The sequence below is a fragment of the Flavobacterium terrigena genome (genome assembly GCF_900108955.1).
GTDB lineage: Bacteria > Bacteroidota > Bacteroidia > Flavobacteriales > Flavobacteriaceae > Flavobacterium > Flavobacterium terrigena.
Map to the genome: position 1 here is coordinate 561260 of NZ_FNYA01000001.1, position 18771 is coordinate 580030.

The following is an 18771-nucleotide window of genomic DNA, read 5'->3' on the forward strand; positions in this document are numbered from 1 at the left end:
AAAAATCAGTATCAAACTCAAAAAAGACAAAATGACAAAACTAAAATTTTTAATCTATGTGCTATTATTAGTAAATACTGTTTTTTCACAAGAGGAAAAAAAACCATTAAAAATGGGCTGGAATATTGGCCATAAAAACATTTTAGCTAATAATCCGAATGTATTATTTGTAGTAAATGGAACCATTTTAGACAAAGCCATACTTGAAAAAATTCCGACAAATAAAATTGAAAGTTTGGAAGTTTTAAAAAATGAAAAAGCTACTTTAATTTATAATGATCTTGGTAAAAATGGGGCAATTTTAATTCAAACAAAAGAGATTTCTGAAGTTGAACTTAAAAATTTATATAAACTATATCCAATTAGTTTTGAATTGAATTTGAAACAAAAACTTAAAGTAATCTCAGGACAAATAACCGATTGTGAAAATGTTTCTTTATCAAATGTTCTTGTTCAAAATCTAAACACCAAAAAAAGTACTTTTACTGATAGTTTAGGAAAGTATACAATCGAAGTTCGTAAAAATGATATCCTTTCATTTTCAAATCGAAACTACCAATCGCAACGCATTCAATTTGTCAAACAAAAAAAGATTGCGATTTCATTAAAAGCCATTCCAACTAGTGATAAAATAATTCTAAAAAAACCAGTAATTTATTTATATCCAACAGAGAAAACAGATATTGATTTAAGTATAAATTTTGATGGTAAAATGCTAACTACTTTTCCGAAATTAGAAAAATCTTGGAAAGTAACTGCTTATGAAAATGGGCAAATTTTCGATAAAAAAACCAATCGCTTTTACAATTCTTTATTTTGGGATGGAGAAATATCCTTTCCAGCTTCGCACTATCAGTATAAAACTGGATTTGTGGTTGAAAAAGAAAATCTGACTTCTTTTTTAATTGAAAAATTAGAATTTATGGGATTAAACACTGTAGAAACCAACGATTTCATTCAATATTGGTTGCCAATTTTAGAACAAAATAAATCAACTTTTATTCACTTTTTAGTGAATGAGGAATATGATATTTTTTCAACGAATAATGTAAGTCCAAAACCAGATACTTCTATAAGAATTTTGATGGAGTTTTTTAGAGTTGATGAACCTATTTCGATTGCTCCTCAACAATTACCTTCAACGAAAAGAAATGGATTTACACTTGTAGAATGGGGTGGTTCTGATGTTAGTAACATGAAACCTATTGATTATTTAAAGATAAATTAAATGACAAAAAAAATCCCCAATTTTCATTGGGGATTTTTTTATTATTTAACCATTGCTGCTTTATCTTTCATACCTAATGTTTCATAGGTTAATCTTAAAATCGTTTTTGTATCTTCATTTGCAACATCTAATTGATGAGCTCTTTCAAAATAAGGTAAAGCATTTGAAAACATGGCCTTACGTTTAGCCATCAATTCTTCATATTTTTTTGGATTCTTTAAATTAGCATTAATTTCTTCTACTAATTTTTCATCATCAGCTAAAGATAAATAACCAACATTATATTGCAATTTAGCGTTGTTTGGATCTTTTGCAATTACTTCAGTAATTAACTTTTTGTAAGTTGTAATATCGTTCATTCTATAGTACAAATTAGCATGATCAATTTCCAACTGAATATCTTCAGGGTTTAACGCTAAAGCTTCTTTAAAATCAATTTTTGCTTGTTCGTTATTGTTATTTGTTGAAGATAATGCTGCAATTGTTTTTAAAACTTCTGCTTCATTAGATTCAAATTTTGATAAACCCGTTCCTTTAAAACCAATTGCTTTAATTTCTCTATAATATTTTTCAGCATCAACAAATTCTGAAGCTTGTAGTGCAGTAATTCCAGCATTTTCTAAATTAGAAACATCTTTTGGATCAAGTTTATATGTATTATAGAAAACTCTTGAAGCTTCTTTGTATTTTTTAGCATTATTGTATGCCAAAGCCATTTGTGTGAAAATTGGTTTAAAAGATTCAATTGTTTCGTTTATGTCAGAAGTGAAAACTTTTTTACCTGTTTTTGTTTCATAATCTAAAGTCGAACGCATACCATCAACCATTTTAGAAAATGCGTCAGGGTTTAATATTTTAGCAATTTGCATTGGATTTGGTTGTGCTCCTAAAGTTGACATTTCAACTAATGGCGACATCGATTTGTAGAAGTTTGAAGCTGTTTTATCATCTTCAGTTGCAGCTATACTTTCAAGTTTTGAAAGCGTTGCTTTGTAAGTAGCAAATTCCTCAGTAGTCAATTGCTCTTTTTCATACATTTTTTTTAATGTCTTTAATTCGTCTTTTTGAGCAAAAGTAGTTGTTGCTACTAAAAGTGAAATTCCTAATACAATTTTTCTCATTTTTATTGGTTTTTAGTTTAAAAAAAAGCCCAACGAATTGGGCTTTTAAAATTATTCCTATTCTTCGCTGTTGTCACTTTCAATATCCGTGCCATCATTTTCAGAAGTTTCCTCATCTGAAGATTCACTTTCCGATACTATCGGATTTCCGTCTTCATCTAATTCAACAACTTCTTCATCTTCACGTAATACTTTAGTTACTGCAGCAATAGAATCGTTTCCTTTAATATTGATTAATCGAACACCTTGTGTTGCACGACCCATAACTCTTAAATCTGAAACCATCATACGAATCGTTAATCCAGATTTGTTAATAATCATTAAGTCATCATCATCAGTTACATTGTTAATTGCAATTAACGAACCTGTTTTTTCCGTAATATTTAATGTTTTCACACCTTTACCACCACGGTTTGTGATTCTGTACACATCTTCACCATCGTCGTCAACTAACTTCGTACGTTTACCGTATCCGTTTTCAGTCACAACTAAAATTTGTGTATCGTTTACATCTTCTTTGTTAACCGTAACAATTCCAATTACTTCGTCTGCTTCGTCTTTTAAAGTAATACCTCTAACTCCAGATGCTGTACGACCCATTGGACGTGTTTTCTCTTCTTCGAAACGAACCATTTTACCAGATTTTCCAGCAATTAACACTTGGCTAGAACCATTTGTTAATTTCGCTCCTAATAATTCGTCACCCTCTTTAATTGTAATAGCTGCAACTCCGTTTACACGAGGTTTAGAGTATTTCTCTAAAGATGTTTTCTTAACCTGACCTTGTTTAGTCACCATGATTAAGTTATGACTTTGGATATACTCTTGGTCTTTTAAGTCTTGCGTACAGATGTAAGCTTTCACTTTATCATCTGGTTCAATATTTATAATATTTTGAATTGCACGTCCTTTACTTGCTTTTGTTCCTTCTGGAATTTCGTAAACACGCATCCAGAAACATTTTCCTTTTTGAGTAAAGAATAATAAATATTGATGATTTGTAGCAACAAATAAATGCTCTAAGAAATCTTGATCTCTTGTTCCTGCTGATTTTTGTCCAACTCCACCTCTATTTTGAGTTTTGTATTCTGATAATGAAGTACGTTTGATGTAACCTGCATGAGAAATTGTAACTACTACATTTTCATCAGCAATCAAATCTTCAATACTAACATCTCCACCAGAATATTCAATTACTGAACGACGAGCATCTCCGTATTTTTCTTTGATTTCAGCTAATTCGTCTTTAATCAATTGCATTCTCAAATCTTCACTAGCTAATAATTCTTTTAAACTAGTAATTAATTTCATGATTTCGTCAAATTCAGCTCTTAACTTATCTTGTTCCAGACCAGTTAATTGACGTAAACGCATTTCAACAATTGCACGAGCTTGTAATTCAGACAATTTGAATCTTTCAATTAATTTAGCTCTTGCTTCTTCTCCATCTTTAGAGCCTCTAATGATTTTAATTACTTCATCAATATTATCAGATGCAATAATTAAACCTTCTAAAATATGCGCTCTTTCTTCTGCTTTTCTTAATTCGTATTGTGCTCTTCTAATAACTACTTCATGACGGTGTTCCACGAAATGGTGAATTAAATCTTTTAGATTTAACATTTGTGGTCTTCCTTTTACTAAAGCAATATTATTTACACTGAAAGAAGATTGTAATTGTGTAAACTTGTATAAAGTATTTAAAACAACATTTGGTACAGCATCACGTTTTAATTCATAAACGATACGCATTCCCGTTCTATCAGATTCATCACGAATCGTAGAAATACCTTCAATTTTTTTCTCGTTAACTAAATCAGCCGTTTTCTTAATCATGTCGGCTTTGTTAACTTGATACGGAATTTCAGTTACGATGATTGATTCTTTTCCGTTCACTTCTTCAAACATCGTTTTAGCACGCATTACAATACGACCTCTACCTGTTTTAAAAGCTTCTTTTACACCTTCATATCCGTAGATTGTTCCTCCAGTAGGGAAATCTGGTGCTTTGATATATTTGATTAATTCGTCAATTTCAATATCTCTATTATCAATGTACGCTAAGGTTCCATCAATAACTTCAGATAAATTGTGTGGCGCCATGTTTGTTGCCATACCCACCGCAATACCAGAAGCACCATTAATTAATAAAGTTGGTACTTTTGTTGGTAAAACTTTAGGTTCTTCTAAGGTATCGTCGAAATTTAATTGAAAATCAACTGTTTCTTTGTCGATATCTGCTAACATTTCTTCAGATATCTTTCTCATTCTAGCCTCAGTGTAACGCATTGCTGCAGGACTATCACCATCAACCGAACCAAAGTTACCTTGACCGTCAACCATTAAATAACGTAAACTCCACTCTTGCGCCATACGAACCATCGCATCATAAACTGAAGTATCTCCGTGTGGGTGATATTTACCCAAAACTTCTCCAACAATTCTGGCAGACTTTTTATGGGCTCTATTAGAAAAAACTCCTAATTCATACATTCCGAATAACACCCTTCTGTGAACTGGTTTTAAACCATCTCGCACATCTGGTAATGCTCTAGATACAATAACCGACATCGAATAATCGATGTAGGCTGACTTCATTTCATCTTCAATATTAATAGGAATTAACTTTTCTCCGTCAGACATAGGTATTTATTTAATTTTTACTCATTTTTTTTAAACGTGCCAATATACGATTTTTTGCGTTTTTTAAAAGGAAATTTTCCAACAAAATCTAAATACTTATCAACAATATCCAAAGAAATTTTTAACAAATAATAACAGTTTTCGCTTTTATTTCTCGTTTTTTTTTTGTCAATTAGCAATATTATAGTGCCAATTTTAAATCGTACTGTACTATTTTGTATTTTTACAATAGATTAAAGAATTTATGGAAGATAATTTTTCACCAAGAGTCAAAGATGTGATTCAGTTCAGCAAAGAAGAAGCCTTACGTTTAGGGCACGACTTTATTGGTACTGAGCATTTACTTTTAGGTATATTAAGAGATGGAAACGGAAGTGCTATTGATATTTTGAACTTTTTGAATATTAATTTCGATTTACTTAGAAAAAAAGTTGAAGTATTAAGTCCAGCTAATCCAAGTGGCGTAGCAAATAACGATAAGAAAAATCTACACTTGACCAGACAAGCAGAAAGAGCATTAAAATACACCTTTTTAGAAGCAAAAGTTTTTAATACAACATCAATAAGCACCGCTTTATTATTATTGTGTATTTTAAAAAATGAAAACGACCCTACAACTAAGTTGTTAAACAAGTTGAAAATTAATTATGAAAACGTAAAAGATATTTATATGAGCCTGAACAACAGTGAAGATGACAATATTTTAAAAAATTCGCCAAGAGCAGAAAACTTTGACGATTCTGGCGATGATAATTTTAAAGATAGCGGTGCAACTCCGCCAAGTAATAGCGGAAGCAAAACTACTAAAAAGTCTAAAACTCCAGTATTAGATAATTTCGGAAGAGATTTAACCGAAATGGCTGAAGAAGGAAAATTAGACCCAGTGGTTGGACGTGAAAAAGAAATTGAACGTGTTTCGCAAATTTTAAGTAGAAGAAAGAAAAATAATCCACTTTTAATTGGGGAACCAGGTGTGGGGAAATCTGCCATTGCGGAAGGTTTAGCCTTAATGATTGTAAAGAAAAAAGTGTCTCGTATTTTATTCAACAAACGAGTTGTGACTTTAGACTTAGCATCTTTAGTGGCTGGAACGAAATACCGTGGTCAGTTCGAAGAACGTATGAAAGCAGTCATGAACGAACTAGAAAAAAACGACGATATTATTCTATTCATTGATGAAATTCATACTATTGTTGGCGCAGGTGGTGCAACAGGTTCGCTTGATGCAAGTAACATGTTTAAACCCGCTTTAGCACGTGGAGAAATTCAATGTGTGGGCGCAACAACTTTAGATGAATACAGACAATACATTGAAAAAGATGGCGCTTTAGAACGTCGTTTTCAAAAAGTAATTGTAGAACCAACTACAGTTGAAGAAACAATTATCATTTTAAATAATATTAAAGGTAAATACGAAGATCATCATAACGTAACTTATACTCCAGAAGCTATTGAAGCTTGTGTGAAATTAACGAGTCGTTATATGACCGATCGTTTTTTACCAGACAAAGCTATTGATGCTTTAGACGAAGCAGGTTCTCGCGTTCACATCACAAATATTGAAGTGCCAAAACAAATTTTAGAATTAGAAAAACAATTAGAAGAAGTTCGTGAATTGAAAAATTCGGTTGTTAAAAAACAAAAATTTGAAGAAGCTGCGAAATTACGTGACGACGAAAAGAAAATTGAAAAAGACTTAGCCATTGCTCAAGAGAAATGGGAAGAAGATTCAAAATCGAACCGAGTTATTGTTACTGAAGATAATGTTGCCGATGTGGTATCAATGATGACAGGAATTCCTGTAAACAGAATTGCACAAACAGAAAGTAATAAATTAGCACATTTACCAGAACTTATCAAAGGAAAAGTAATTGGACAAGATGAAGCAGTTCAAAAAATTGCCAAATCAATTCAACGAAATAGAGCCGGATTAAAAGATCCAAACAAACCAATCGGTTCGTTTATCTTTTTAGGTTCAACTGGAGTTGGAAAAACGCAATTAGCGAAAGTTTTAGCGAAAGAATTATTTGACTCTGAAGATGCGTTAGTGCGTATCGATATGAGTGAATACATGGAGAAATTTGCGATTTCTCGTTTAGTTGGAGCACCTCCAGGATATGTTGGTTACGAAGAAGGCGGACAATTAACAGAGAAAATCAGAAGAAAACCATACGCGGTTGTATTACTTGATGAAATTGAAAAAGCACATCCAGACGTATTTAACATGATGCTTCAAGTTTTAGACGATGGATTCTTAACAGATAGTTTAGGTCGTAAAATCGATTTTAGAAATACGATTATCATCATGACTTCTAATATTGGTGCACGTCAATTGAAAGACTTCGGTCAAGGTGTTGGTTTTGGAACATCTGCTAAAACTGCTCAAGCTGATGATTACAGTAAATCAGTAATAGAAAATGCTTTAAAGAAAGCCTTTGCTCCAGAATTCTTAAATAGAATTGATGATGTAATTGTTTTCAACAGTTTAGAAAAACACGATATTGATCAAATTATCGATATCGAAATGGAAAAACTGATCCTAAGAGTAAAAGATTTAGGTTACACTTTAAATATTACAGAGAAGGCCAAAGATTTCATTGCTGAAAAAGGTTTCGATAAACAATTTGGAGCGCGTCCATTAAAAAGAGCGATTCAAAAATATGTAGAAGATGCTTTAGCTGAAGAAATTATTACTTCAAAAATTCATGAAGGCGATATCATCTTTATGGATTTAGATGAAGCTGCTTTAGAGCTGACAATCAAAATAGAAAAAACAGAAAAACCTGCTAATTAGCAGGTTTTTTTTTATCTCTAAAATAAAATTCTTATTTCTTCAAAAATGGCGTTTTAACCACTTTTGCTTTAATATCTTTATTTCTAATTCTAATATAAATTTCAGAATCTGGAGTTGCTAATTCAGTTGGAACATATCCCATACCAATTGCAATTCCTAATGATGGCGACTGAGTTCCTGAAGTTACAATTCCAACTACATTTCCGTTCGCATCAGCAATTTCATAATCGTGACGAGGAATTCCTCTATCAACCATTTCAAAACCAACTAATTTTCTAGAAACACCAGCTTCTTTTTGTTTTTTCAAGTTTTCAGAATTTGTAAATTCTTTATCAAACTTCGTAATCCAACCTAAACCAGCTTCTAAAGGCGAAGTTGTATCGTTAATATCATTTCCGTATAAACAGAATCCCATTTCTAAACGTAACGTATCACGAGCTGCTAAACCAATTGGCTTAATTCCGAATGCTGCACCAGCTTCAAAAACCTTTGCCCAAATTGTTACTGCATCTTCATTTTTAAAGTAAATTTCAAATCCACCAGAACCAGTATAACCTGTAGCCGAAACAATTACATCTTGTTTTCCAGCAAATTCACCAATTTGAAAAGAATAATATGGCATATTAGCTAAATCGATTGAAGTCAAACTCTGCATCGCTTCTGCCGCTTTTGGACCTTGAATTGCTAATAAAGAATAACCATCAGAAAGATCTTGCATGTCAACACCTAAATCATTGTGTGATGAAATCCAATTCCAATCTTTTTCAATGTTTGAAGCGTTAACTACTAACATATAATGATTGTCAGCAATTTTATATACAATTAAATCATCAACAATTCCACCTTCATTATTTGGTAAGCAAGAATATTGCGCTTTTCCGTCTACTAATTTAGACGCGTCATTTGAAGTTACTTTCTGAATTAAAGCTAAAGCGTTTTCTCCTTTTAAGAAAAATTCACCCATGTGAGAAACATCAAAAACACCCACTCCAGTTCTTACTGTTTCGTGTTCTGCGTTTACTCCTTCATATTGAACAGGCATATTGTAACCTGCAAACGGAACCATTTTTGCTCCTAAACTTTCGTGAATAGCTGTTAATGCTGTATTTTTCATTGTATGTAGTTAAAAAATTTGAAGTTGCTAATGTATTGAAAATTCTTAAAAAAATAAACGCAAAAAGGCACAAATATTAAGAATAACACAAAATAACGTTTTAATACTAATAATAGTTGCATTTTAAGAATTGTTTATGGAATTTTGTCATCTAAAACCAAACTAATGCATTACATAGATTCATCATTACTTACTATTGATAAAGTTAGAGAAATTATTTTCGAAGGAAAAAAATTAGCACTTTCAGAAGAAGCTACTTCAAAAATTGAAAGATGTAGAACTTATTTAGACGAAAAAATGGCTTCACATGATGGTGCTATTTACGGAATTAATACCGGTTTTGGTTCGTTATACAACATTAAGATTTCTGCAGAAAACTTAACAAAACTTCAAGAAAACCTAATGAAATCTCACGCTTGTGGAACAGGTGACGAAGTTCCTCATGAGATTGTAAAAATAATGTTGTTATTGAAAATCCAATCGTTAAGTTACGGACATTCAGGTGTGCAATTAGTAACAGTGCAACGTTTGATTGATTTTTACAATAATGATATTTTACCAGTAGTTTACACGCAAGGTTCATTAGGAGCAAGCGGCGATTTATCACCATTAGCACATTTATGTTTGCCATTAATTTCTGAAGGAGAAGTATATTACGATGGATTCCGTCAACCAGCAGATAAAGTTTTAGCAAAATTAAACTTATCTCCTATTACTTTAAAATCTAAAGAAGGTTTAGCCTTATTGAATGGAACGCAGTTTATGAGTGCTTATGGTGTTTATAACTTGATTCAAGCAGATAAATTATCACAATTAGCAAATATCATCGGAGCTGTTTCTTTAGAAGGTTTTGATGGAAGAAAAGAACCGTTTAATGAATTGATTCATTTGGTTCGACCACATAAAGGACAATTATCAACGGCTCAACATATGTTAGAGTTGTTAGAAGATAGCGAAATTATCGCACAACCTAAAAAACACGTTCAAGATCCGTATTCTTTCAGATGTATTCCACAAGTTCATGGTGCTTCTAAAGATGTGATTGACCACGTGAAAAAAGTATTTACTACGGAAATTAATTCGGTAACGGATAATCCAAATATTTTTGTGGGTGAAGATGAAATTATTTCTGGTGGAAATTTCCACGGACAACCTTTAGCGATGTCTTTAGATTATTTAGGAATTGCTTTGGCAGAATTAGGAAGTATTTCAGAAAGAAGAACATATCAATTAATTTCTGGTTTAAGAGAATTGCCTGCGTTTTTAGTAAGCAATCCTGGATTAAACTCTGGATTTATGATTCCACAATATACAGCAGCAAGTATTGTTAGTCAGAATAAACAATTGGCAACACCAGCAAGTATTGATAGTATTGTTTCGAGTAACGGACAAGAAGATCACGTGAGTATGGGTGCGAATGCTGCGACAAAAACATTAAAAATTGTTGAGAATTTAGAGCGTATTTTAGCTATTGAATTATTCAACGCATCGCAAGCTATTGAATTCAGAAGACCTTTAAAATCTAGTGATTTCATTGAAATGTTTGTGAAGACTTACCGAGAAGATGTGCCTTTGGTTACTGAAGATAGAATTTTACATTACGATATAGAAAAATCAATTCAGTTTTTGAAAAGTTTTCAAGTAGAAGCATAATTTAAGGCAAAAGATAAAAGTAAAATGGCAAAAGTTAATCATTTAAACTTTTGCCTTTTTTTATTAATTATTCTTTCCAAAAAGGCGTTTCATCTCGTTTGGGTTGCGTGGTTAATCTTCGTAATTCTTTGGTATGAATATTTATCATCCAAATATCATAATTTTCTGAATTTCCACGAGTAAAAGCAAGCCAATTCCCGTCTGGTGACCAACAAGGTGAAAAATCTTGCAGAGCATCATTCGTTAAGTTGACAATATTCGTTCCGTCACTATTCATGATAAAAATATCGTAATTACCAGTTATTTCATCTCTACCAAAAAAAGTGATTTTTTTATTATCTGGAGAAAATTTGGCGCCAGAATCGAAACCTCTTTTGAAAGTCAAACGTGTTTCGGTTTTTGTTTTTATATCTAATAGAAAGATTTCTCCATTACTCACTTCAACAAAATCCGTTTTCTCGACTATTTCTCTTGTAAAAAGTAACTTTCTGCTGTTTTTTGAAAAACAAGGTGATTCTTCGTAAAGTGAATTATTGGTTAATCGTATAGTAGTTTTATTTTCCAAGTTCATCAAATAGATTTCTCCATTTTCATTATCTCTATCCGATTGAAAGGCTAATAATTTTCCATTAGGAGCAATTTCTGGAACTCTGTCGTTTGCTTTGTTTGAAGTTAAATTGATTGGATTGGTTCCGTCTGAATTGATACTGTAAATTTCTTCGTTTCCATCTCTATTAGTATAGAAATAGATGGTTTCTCCATTTATCGACCAACAATATCCATAATCTAGTTTGGGATGATTGGAAATATTTTGAACATTACTTCCATCGGCATTCATCGTATAAATTTCGAAATTGCCATTTTGTTTTGATGTATAACCGATTGTTCCTTTTGGCTCTTGTGAAGAAATGATTCCAAAAGTTAACAAACCAGTTATAATCAGTAGCGTTTTCATCTCAGAAAGACTAAAATAATTCCAATAATTGCGGGAATTCCTTGTACGAAAAAGATTCTTTTAGAAACCGAATACCAACCATATAAAGCGGCGACTAAAACACAACCTAAGAAAAAGAAAGCGATATTTTTACTCCAAATAATATCGGAAATAAATAAAGACCAAAGTAATCCTGCTGCTAAAAATCCGTTATACAAACCTTGATTTGCTGCTAACGTTTTGGTTGGTTCAAACAAATGTTCCGGTAGTGTTTTGAATACTTTTTTACCTGTTGTTGTCCAAACAAACATTTCTAACCATAAAAAATAGATGTGAAGTAATGCTACAATTACAATGCTAATGTTTGATACGATTTCCATAATTACTGATTTTAGTTTCTTTCGCTAAATGGCGTAATGATTCCTTTTTCTAAATAGTCTTTGAGTTGGTTTAACAACATCGCCCAACAAAAACTAGCAATTCTATATTCTTTAGTAATTGCTTTCCAATTGCTGTGATAGAATTCAATTTCTGATTTTTCCGAATTAATTTCGTGTATTTTGAAACCAAATTTAGTTGGTAACCATTCTTCCATCGCTTCAGCCATCGAAAATTCGATACATTTATTTTTATCGAACTTAGAAATTTTGGCAAACCAATTGAATTCGTCCGTAAAATTTAAATTATAAATTTCTTCTAATTTCGGGTTTCCAGAGCAGCGTAAAGTCCACCAATTGTTTAATCCTTTTGGAGTAGAAACCGCTTCAAAAAATTTCTCTTTTGAAACATTTACAACGAAATCATGATAGATAGTAAACATTATGCTGAATTTTTACGTTTAGGTCTTTTTACTAATTCGCCTTTACAATTTGGGCAAATAAATTCCATTTCACTTGAACAAGTTTCACAAAAAGTGCATTCATAACTACAAATACAAGCTTCCGATTGCATCGTTAATGAAGTCGTACATTTTTCGCAAACTGTTTTATATTCTAAAGCCATTATTTGTTTTTATTTTTCAATAAATAAACCATAATTGTAGCTCCGAAAATAACTTCTAAAACTACACCAATATTGAAAATTAGTGTCGCACCAGGCCATTCCATAATTTTGAATAAAATACCAAAACCTACAATAAAACTGCAACCAATAATTATAAGCAATAATTTTCTGAATTTGTCGTCCATTGACTTCTTGTTTTAAATATTAGTCTTTATTGTTAATAGTACGTTCGATTCTTTTATCAGGAATTAACCAAAGTAAAGCGACCAAAATATAAATTGCACCAGAAATTTCTACATAAAATTTAGTAAAAATTACCGCGATTATATACAAAATTACGGATAATTTCCCTTTAAAGTCTTTTCCAACCGCTTTTGCTAAATCGGAATTTTTTCCGTGAGATTGAATAATCACATATTGCAAAATATTAAAAGCAATTCCATTCATTAATAAAACGATACCATAAAGCATCATTGGAAAACTAGCAAAATGATGTTCACCAATCCAAGCCGTTGCAAATGGGATTAATGACAACCAAAATAATAAATGCAAATTTGCCCAAAGAATCCTTCCATTTACACTCTTTACAGTATGCAACATATGATGATGGTTGTTCCAATAAATACCCACATAAATGAAGCTTAAAATATAACTTAAAAACTTATGCGACAATAAAATTACAGCTTCAAAAGTGGTATCTGTTGGCACTTTAAACTCCAAAACCATAATCGTTATTATAATGGCTAAAACACCATCACTAAAAGCTTCAAGTCTGTTTTTGTTCATATCTAAGTAGTAATTTCTCCTAAAGTTTTATGAATTCTTTTATGCCTAGTTTGTCTTAAATTTTCTTTTCCTGAAATAATACTTATACTTCCGTTTAATTCCAGCATAGCTAACTTAACGTGTTTATAATTGTCCACGCCGTGTTCTCTAATTACTTCATCTAATTCATCCGAAGTAATATCCAATTTGGAAAGCACATTAAAATCAATTTTTCCATCGTGTATTAAAATCTCTGGTTTACTTTGAACTAACCGACTTAAAAAAGGTGATTTATTAATTATTTTTTTGAAAATATAATTGATTAAAAATAATGAAAAAGCGGCAACAATTCCACCTTCAAGTGAAACATCGCTTCCAACCATTGCGTTTTGAACCGCGTTACTAATTAATAAAATTAAAACAATGTCTGAAGCATTTAATTGCGATAATTCTTTTTTACCAAAAATACGCAAGGCAATTACCATAAAAAAGTAAACACAAATGCTTCTTACGACAATGTCTAAATATGGAATCATTATTTAAAATTTTTCTCGATGGCTTTAATCATTTCGCCAGCAATGTCTTTTTGAGTTGCGCCTTCAATTCCTTCTAATCCAGGAGAAGAATTTACTTCTAACAACAACGGACCTTTACTAGAACGAATAATATCCACACCAGCGACTTTTAAATTCATTGCTTTAGCTGCTTTTATGGCAATTTTTTTCTCATCTGAAGTTACTTTCACTACAGAAGCCGTTCCGCCTAAATGGATATTCGCACGAAATTCACCTGGAGCAGCTTCACGTTGCATCGCAGCTACCACTTTTCCATCAACTACAAACAAACGTAAATCTTTTCCGTTCGCTTCTTTGATGAATTCTTGCACTAAAATATTTGCATTCAAACTTTTAAATGCATTAATTACAGATTCTGCAGCTTTTTTTGTTTCAGCTAAAACCACACCTTTTCCTTGTGTTCCTTCTAATAATTTTACGATTAATGGCGAACCACCAACCATTTTAATTAAATCGTCGGTATCTAAAGGTGAATTGGCGAAACCTGTTGTAGGAATATCAACACCATTATTTAACAACAATTGTAACGAAAATAATTTATCTCTCGATTGTGTAATCGCAGCTGCATTGTTCAAAGCAAAGACTTTCAAAGCTTCAAACTGACGTGTTAAGGCACAACCGTAATACGTCATACTTGGACGAATACGAGGAATAATCGCATCGAAATCGCTCAAAACCAAACCTCCACGATAATGGATCTCTGGATTGGAAGCACTCAATTTCATGTAACAATATTTCAGATTTAAGAAATGCATTTCATGTCCACGCATTTCACCTGCTTCAATAATTCTTCTGTTACTGTATAAATCCGGATTACTGGCTAAAAGTCCAATTTTTAATCCTTTTTTACTTGGTTCGTTGTAATAAAATTCTTTTAAACTTTCTGTTGAAGGTTGTCCTAATTCGAACTTTTTTTCTGGGTCGACGATTAGTCTTCCCACCATGGCTTCACGACCTAATAACATTCTGAAACCCATGGAATCTCTGTTAGTAAGTGTAACCTCAACTTGCCAATTGTGATTTCCTAATTCAACATCTGTTCGGATAACGTATCTTTTTTCTCGAGTTCCGTTAGAACTTTTCACAATTCTTTGATCCACTAATTGCGCTTCACAATGAATAATTGATTTCGAGTTGTTTTGAATCGGATTGATATCGAATTTTAACCATTCGTCACCATTCTTTTCAAAAATTTTGATATTGATAGCGTGTAAAGCTGAAGTTTTTGCTCCAGAATCGACACGTGCTTTAATTGCTGGTATTCCTAATTGTGGAAACGAACACCATTCTTCACTACCAATTAACGTTTTATCTTGCATTTGTAAGTAATTTGAAATCTAATTTAATATTATTTTTTCAGAATCTGATGATGTTCTGATTATTTTTTAGGGAATACATTATCTTCTTTCTTCACATCAGCCATTAAATCACTTGGATCAATAATTACCGATTTAATTGCTCCTTTTTCTTTAGCGATTTCAATAGAATAAGTAGGAATTGCCCAATCCCATCCTGCTAAAACAGTTCTAGTTAAAGTCGTATATGGATTTTGCTTTTCCCAACGCATTAAAGTATTTGGAATGTAGAAATATTCTTTTTTACCGTTTTCAAATTCTACAATTAAATCGATAGGCATTGGCATTCTACCTTTTCTTTCTAAAACAATTTTATTAGTTTCAACAGATTTGATAGCATAATCAATCGTATTTGTAGTTTGTGTCCACTCGTTTAAATACCAATCTAAATTTGCACCAGAAACTTTCTCAGCCGTTCTTTTGATATCGTTTGGCGTTGGGTGTGTGAATTTATAATCCGAATAATATTTTTTAATGGTTTTTTGAAGATTTTCAACACCAATAATATAACCTAATTGCGCTAAGAAAATTTCACCTTTGCTATACGCACCAATTCCGTAAGATTGATTTAAATCGTATCTATCAGCATGTGTCGTCAATGGTTGTTCTTTTCCAGAATTTGCTACGAAAACATAGTTATTATACGAATCAGCAAATGGATTTTCTGGTTCTTTTGGTGGCATAATTTGGTTCATCGCTAAGTCTGAAATGAAAGTTGTAAAACCTTCATCCATCCAACAATGTTTCGATTCATTTGTTGCTAAAATATGTTGAAACCAACTGTGTGCAAATTCGTGAGCAGTTACGCCAACTAAACTTCCGTAACTTCTGTTTCCTGTAATTAAGGTACACATTGCATATTCCATTCCACCATCTCCACCTTGAATTACAGAATATTGTTTGTATGGATATTGTCCAACATTTTTATTGAAAAACGCCAATAATTCAGCTGTTTTAGGTTGCATTTTTTTCCAATTTTCTAAATTCTCTTTTTTGTTTTTATAGAAAAAGTGCAATTCTGTTTCATTTTCACCCATGATTTTATCGTGAATGTATTCTGAATCTGCTCCCCAAGCAAAATCGTGTACGTTTGGTGCCACAAAATGCCAAGTTAATGTTTTCGTTTTTTTAGGATAAGTTACAACCACACCAGTATCTTCATACCCTTTTCCAATCTCATTTTTATTTTGAAGATATCCAGTAGAACCAATTGTGTAGTCTTTATCAATCGTAATTTTTACATCGAAATTCCCCCAAACTCCGTGAAATTCTCTAGCAATATAGGTATCAGCTTGCCAACCTTCGAAATCATATTCTGCCATTTTAGGAAACCATTGCGTCATAGAAAGCGCAACGTTTTCTTCAGAATTTCTTCCAGAACGACGAATTTGCAAAGGCACTTGTCCGTTAAAATCTAACGTAAAATTTGTAGAAGATTTTGGTAAAATTGCTTGTGGTAAAGTAACTTCTAAAACAGTACCTACTACTCTAGTTTGAGCTGCAATTCCGTTTTGTTTAAAATTAGTCACATTCAAATAACCAATTTCATTTGGTTTCAACGTGCTAATTCTACTTTCTTTTACTTCTTTATTATCTTTTGTGAATTTACGAACCATACGTTTGTCTGGATCTGCAATAGTTTGCAAACGTAAATCCATGGCGCTTCCTGGTTGAAAAGCGTTTGGATATAAATGATAAAATACTTTCTTTAAAGTATCAGGTGAATTATTGGTATAAACCAATTCTTGATTTCCTTTATATTGATATTTTTTAACATCCATATTTACGTTCATTTTATAATCAACGTGTTGTTGCCAATAACCTGAATTCGGGTTGTTTTGTGCGAATGAAAATCCTAAAGTAAGGACAAATAAAGTAGTAAATAAGTTCTTCATAAGTAATATTTTGGTATAAATAAGAAAACCACAAAGATAAACGCGAAGTTTAAACTTTGTGGTTTTTTAACTATTTTATAAGATTATTTTTTAGCTGTTTTTTCTGCTAAAAGTAACGCGTTGTATGCATTTACAATTTTACCAGATTTAGAAGTCTCAGCAAAACTAGTTTTGTGTTTATCTTCTCCAACTGTAACTGAATTTGATAATGAAATTCCACTATCCATAATGATTTTTTTTACTTGAACTGCAGTTAAACTTGGATAGTAAGAACGAATTAAAGCAGCTACACCAGCAGCATTTGGCGATGCCATTGAAGTTCCTTGTAAATATTCGTAAGTATTTAATGGAGTTGTTGCGTAAATTTTATCTCCAGGTGAGAAAATATCTACGTTATTTTTTCCATAATTAGAAAAACCAGCAACCATTTTCGAACCATATTCTGGAGAAAGTGCACCAATGATTAAAACATTTTTAGCAAATTCAGGAGAATTGTCATAGGTGTCATTTGGATATTTATTTCTTGTATCTAAATCATAAGATTCGTTTCCAGCTGCAATAACTAAAAGTACATCTTTAGATTCTGCATATTTGATAGCATCGATAACCCATTCTTTATTTTGAGAAAAATATTTTCCGAAAGAACCGTTAATTACTTTTGCACCATTGTCAACCGCATAACGAATTCCTAAAGCAATATCTTTATCGTATTCGTCACCATTTGGTACGGCACGAACTGCCATAATTTCAACTGTATTTGCTACACCATCACCACCTTTTTTGTTCCCTCTAACTTGAGCTACAATTCCAGCAACGTGAGTTCCATGTTTTGCTTCTTTTGGTTCTGGACCAACAACATTATTATTACCATATTTAGTATCTCTAATGTCATTTGGATTATCTCCAACTATTTTTCTACCGTCATAATCAATATTTAAATTGTAGTTTAATTGACCATAAACGTGGTCTTTAAAATCAACAATTTCTTTGTCGAATTCTGCTTTAGTCATTCCAGCTAAAATTTGACTATAAATCATTTTAGCTTGTAATAAGCTTTGATCAGTAGTCTCAATTTTTTTAACATCTTCTAAAGTGTAGTCCTCTTTTTTCAAATGCGTTTTAATTGCTTTATCTGCATTTAAAATCATATCTAATTGTTGTTTCTGACCTTGTAAACCTTGAAGTTCTTCTTCTAATTTTGCTTTAGCTTCCGTATAATCTGGAGTGCTTGGTCCTTTTTTTACGATACGAGTCATTTCTAACTGTTCGTGAACAGCATCTCCTAAGAAATTCCAACCATGAATATCATCAACATATCCATTTTTATCATCATCAATTTTGTTACCAGCGATTTCTTTTGGGTTTGTCCAAATTACTGATTTTAAATCTTCATGATTAATATCAACACCAGAATCTACAATTCCAACAATAACTTTAGTAAATTTTTTACCCTTTAACAATTCAGCGTAAGCTTTATCCACACTCATTCCAGGAACAGTATCTTTCACTAAATCTAAATGACTCCAACGTTGCAAATCTTTTTCTGCTAATGGAGTTGTTTTTAATGGCATTTTGTCAATGCTTTCAACTGGAGCTGAAACCATTTTAGCTGATCCACATCCAGCTAAAACTAATGCCATAGCTGCTGATAGATATAAAGGTTTAATTCTTAAATTCATTATATTATTTTTA

Annotated in this window: 16 protein-coding genes; 3 read left to right on the plus strand and 13 right to left on the minus strand. The window is 31.9% G+C overall.

Going from position 1 to position 18771, the window contains the following annotated elements; translation table 11 throughout:
- Positions 1-31 precede the first annotated feature (31 nt).
- Positions 32-1228: a hypothetical protein gene (locus BMX42_RS02705; RefSeq protein ID WP_091308164.1), complete on the plus strand. Its 1197-nt coding sequence runs from the start codon at positions 32-34 to the stop codon at positions 1226-1228.
- A gap of 41 nt (positions 1229-1269) precedes the next feature.
- Here BMX42_RS02705 and BMX42_RS02710 read toward each other — a convergent pair whose 3' ends face one another.
- Both BMX42_RS02710 and gyrA read right to left on the minus strand, forming a co-directional pair.
- A complete protein-coding gene (locus tag BMX42_RS02710) occupies positions 1270-2349 on the minus strand; it encodes a tetratricopeptide repeat protein (protein ID WP_091308167.1) in 1080 nt (359 codons plus the stop codon).
- A 57-nt stretch (positions 2350-2406) separates the two neighbouring features.
- The gene (gyrA, locus tag BMX42_RS02715; RefSeq protein ID WP_091308170.1) at positions 2407-4992 is read right to left on the minus strand and encodes a DNA gyrase subunit A; all 2586 of its coding nucleotides are present in this window, start codon (positions 4990-4992) and stop codon (positions 2407-2409) included.
- 244 nt (positions 4993-5236) lie between these two features.
- Here gyrA and BMX42_RS02720 point away from each other — a divergent pair, with 244 nt between their 5' ends.
- Positions 5237-7786 (plus strand): ATP-dependent Clp protease ATP-binding subunit, encoded by a 2550-nt coding sequence (locus tag BMX42_RS02720; protein WP_091308173.1) that lies wholly within the window; start codon positions 5237-5239, stop codon positions 7784-7786.
- Positions 7787-7817: 31 nt separating this feature from the next.
- Here the strand turns inward: BMX42_RS02720 and gcvT are convergent, their stop codons facing one another.
- On the minus strand, positions 7818-8900 hold the full coding sequence (gcvT, locus tag BMX42_RS02725; protein WP_091308176.1) for a glycine cleavage system aminomethyltransferase GcvT: 1083 nt from the start codon (positions 8898-8900) through the stop codon (positions 7818-7820).
- A gap of 165 nt (positions 8901-9065) precedes the next feature.
- Between gcvT and hutH the strand changes: the two genes are divergently transcribed.
- A complete protein-coding gene (hutH, locus tag BMX42_RS02730) occupies positions 9066-10553 on the plus strand; it encodes a histidine ammonia-lyase (RefSeq protein ID WP_091308181.1) in 1488 nt (495 codons plus the stop codon).
- 67 nt (positions 10554-10620) lie between these two features.
- Here the strand turns inward: hutH and BMX42_RS02735 are convergent, their stop codons facing one another.
- The 10 genes from BMX42_RS02735 to BMX42_RS02780 all read right to left on the minus strand — a co-directional run bounded on the left by BMX42_RS02735 (position 10621) and on the right by BMX42_RS02780 (position 18758).
- Positions 10621-11508 carry a TolB family protein gene (locus tag BMX42_RS02735; RefSeq protein ID WP_091308184.1) on the minus strand — a complete coding sequence of 296 codons (888 nt, stop codon included), beginning with the start codon at positions 11506-11508 and terminating at the stop codon, positions 10621-10623.
- The gene (locus BMX42_RS02740; RefSeq protein ID WP_177169103.1) at positions 11505-11867 is read right to left on the minus strand and encodes a DUF1304 domain-containing protein; all 363 of its coding nucleotides are present in this window, start codon (positions 11865-11867) and stop codon (positions 11505-11507) included. The genes BMX42_RS02735 and BMX42_RS02740 overlap by 4 nt, the downstream gene beginning before the upstream one ends.
- An 11-nt stretch (positions 11868-11878) precedes the next feature.
- Positions 11879-12307, minus strand: coding sequence for an SRPBCC family protein (locus tag BMX42_RS02745; RefSeq protein ID WP_091308190.1), 429 nt, complete (start codon positions 12305-12307; stop codon positions 11879-11881).
- The gene (locus BMX42_RS02750; protein ID WP_091308195.1) at positions 12307-12489 is read right to left on the minus strand and encodes a DUF1272 domain-containing protein; all 183 of its coding nucleotides are present in this window, start codon (positions 12487-12489) and stop codon (positions 12307-12309) included. The genes BMX42_RS02745 and BMX42_RS02750 overlap by 1 nt, the downstream gene beginning before the upstream one ends.
- The gene (locus BMX42_RS02755) at positions 12489-12674 is read right to left on the minus strand and encodes a hypothetical protein (RefSeq protein WP_091308197.1); all 186 of its coding nucleotides are present in this window, start codon (positions 12672-12674) and stop codon (positions 12489-12491) included. Before BMX42_RS02755 ends, BMX42_RS02750 begins: the two co-directional genes overlap by 1 nt.
- 19 nt (positions 12675-12693) lie before the next feature.
- A complete protein-coding gene (locus BMX42_RS02760; protein WP_091308200.1) occupies positions 12694-13275 on the minus strand; it encodes a TMEM175 family protein in 582 nt (193 codons plus the stop codon).
- A gap of 2 nt (positions 13276-13277) precedes the next feature.
- Positions 13278-13790 (minus strand): DUF421 domain-containing protein, encoded by a 513-nt coding sequence (locus tag BMX42_RS02765; RefSeq protein ID WP_091308204.1) that lies wholly within the window; start codon positions 13788-13790, stop codon positions 13278-13280.
- The gene (rimK, locus tag BMX42_RS02770; RefSeq protein ID WP_091308208.1) at positions 13790-15148 is read right to left on the minus strand and encodes a 30S ribosomal protein S6--L-glutamate ligase; all 1359 of its coding nucleotides are present in this window, start codon (positions 15146-15148) and stop codon (positions 13790-13792) included. The genes BMX42_RS02765 and rimK overlap by 1 nt, the downstream gene beginning before the upstream one ends.
- A gap of 59 nt (positions 15149-15207) precedes the next feature.
- Complete coding sequence (locus BMX42_RS02775) at positions 15208-17079, minus strand: M1 family metallopeptidase (RefSeq protein ID WP_091308211.1); 1872 nt, start codon at positions 17077-17079, stop codon at positions 15208-15210.
- 83 nt (positions 17080-17162) lie between these two features.
- Positions 17163-18758 (minus strand): S8 family peptidase, encoded by a 1596-nt coding sequence (locus BMX42_RS02780; RefSeq protein ID WP_091308214.1) that lies wholly within the window; start codon positions 18756-18758, stop codon positions 17163-17165.
- Positions 18759-18771: the final 13 nt, after the last annotated feature.

Excerpts from the sequence above, each read along its gene's own strand:
- BMX42_RS02750 (WP_091308195.1), bottom strand. The coding sequence starts at position 12,489 with ATGGCTTTAGAATATAAAACAGTTTGCGAAAAATGTACGACTTCATTA.
- BMX42_RS02780 (WP_091308214.1), bottom strand. The coding sequence starts at position 18,758 with ATGAATTTAAGAATTAAACCTTTATATCTATCAGCAGCTATGGCATTA.
- BMX42_RS02745 (WP_091308190.1), bottom strand. The coding sequence starts at position 12,307 with ATGTTTACTATCTATCATGATTTCGTTGTAAATGTTTCAAAAGAGAAA.
- BMX42_RS02765 (WP_091308204.1), bottom strand. The coding sequence starts at position 13,790 with ATGATTCCATATTTAGACATTGTCGTAAGAAGCATTTGTGTTTACTTT.
- BMX42_RS02760 (WP_091308200.1), bottom strand. The coding sequence starts at position 13,275 with ATGAACAAAAACAGACTTGAAGCTTTTAGTGATGGTGTTTTAGCCATT.
- BMX42_RS02755 (WP_091308197.1), bottom strand. The coding sequence starts at position 12,674 with ATGGACGACAAATTCAGAAAATTATTGCTTATAATTATTGGTTGCAGT.
- rimK (WP_091308208.1), bottom strand. The coding sequence starts at position 15,148 with ATGCAAGATAAAACGTTAATTGGTAGTGAAGAATGGTGTTCGTTTCCA.
- BMX42_RS02775 (WP_091308211.1), bottom strand. The coding sequence starts at position 17,079 with ATGAAGAACTTATTTACTACTTTATTTGTCCTTACTTTAGGATTTTCA.
- hutH (WP_091308181.1), top strand. The coding sequence starts at position 9,066 with ATGCATTACATAGATTCATCATTACTTACTATTGATAAAGTTAGAGAA.
- BMX42_RS02710 (WP_091308167.1), bottom strand. The coding sequence starts at position 2,349 with ATGAGAAAAATTGTATTAGGAATTTCACTTTTAGTAGCAACAACTACT.
- BMX42_RS02720 (WP_091308173.1), top strand. The coding sequence starts at position 5,237 with ATGGAAGATAATTTTTCACCAAGAGTCAAAGATGTGATTCAGTTCAGC.
- gyrA (WP_091308170.1), bottom strand. The coding sequence starts at position 4,992 with ATGTCTGACGGAGAAAAGTTAATTCCTATTAATATTGAAGATGAAATG.
- BMX42_RS02735 (WP_091308184.1), bottom strand. The coding sequence starts at position 11,508 with ATGAAAACGCTACTGATTATAACTGGTTTGTTAACTTTTGGAATCATT.
- BMX42_RS02740 (WP_177169103.1), bottom strand. The coding sequence starts at position 11,867 with ATGGAAATCGTATCAAACATTAGCATTGTAATTGTAGCATTACTTCAC.
- gcvT (WP_091308176.1), bottom strand. The coding sequence starts at position 8,900 with ATGAAAAATACAGCATTAACAGCTATTCACGAAAGTTTAGGAGCAAAA.
- BMX42_RS02705 (WP_091308164.1), top strand. The coding sequence starts at position 32 with ATGACAAAACTAAAATTTTTAATCTATGTGCTATTATTAGTAAATACT.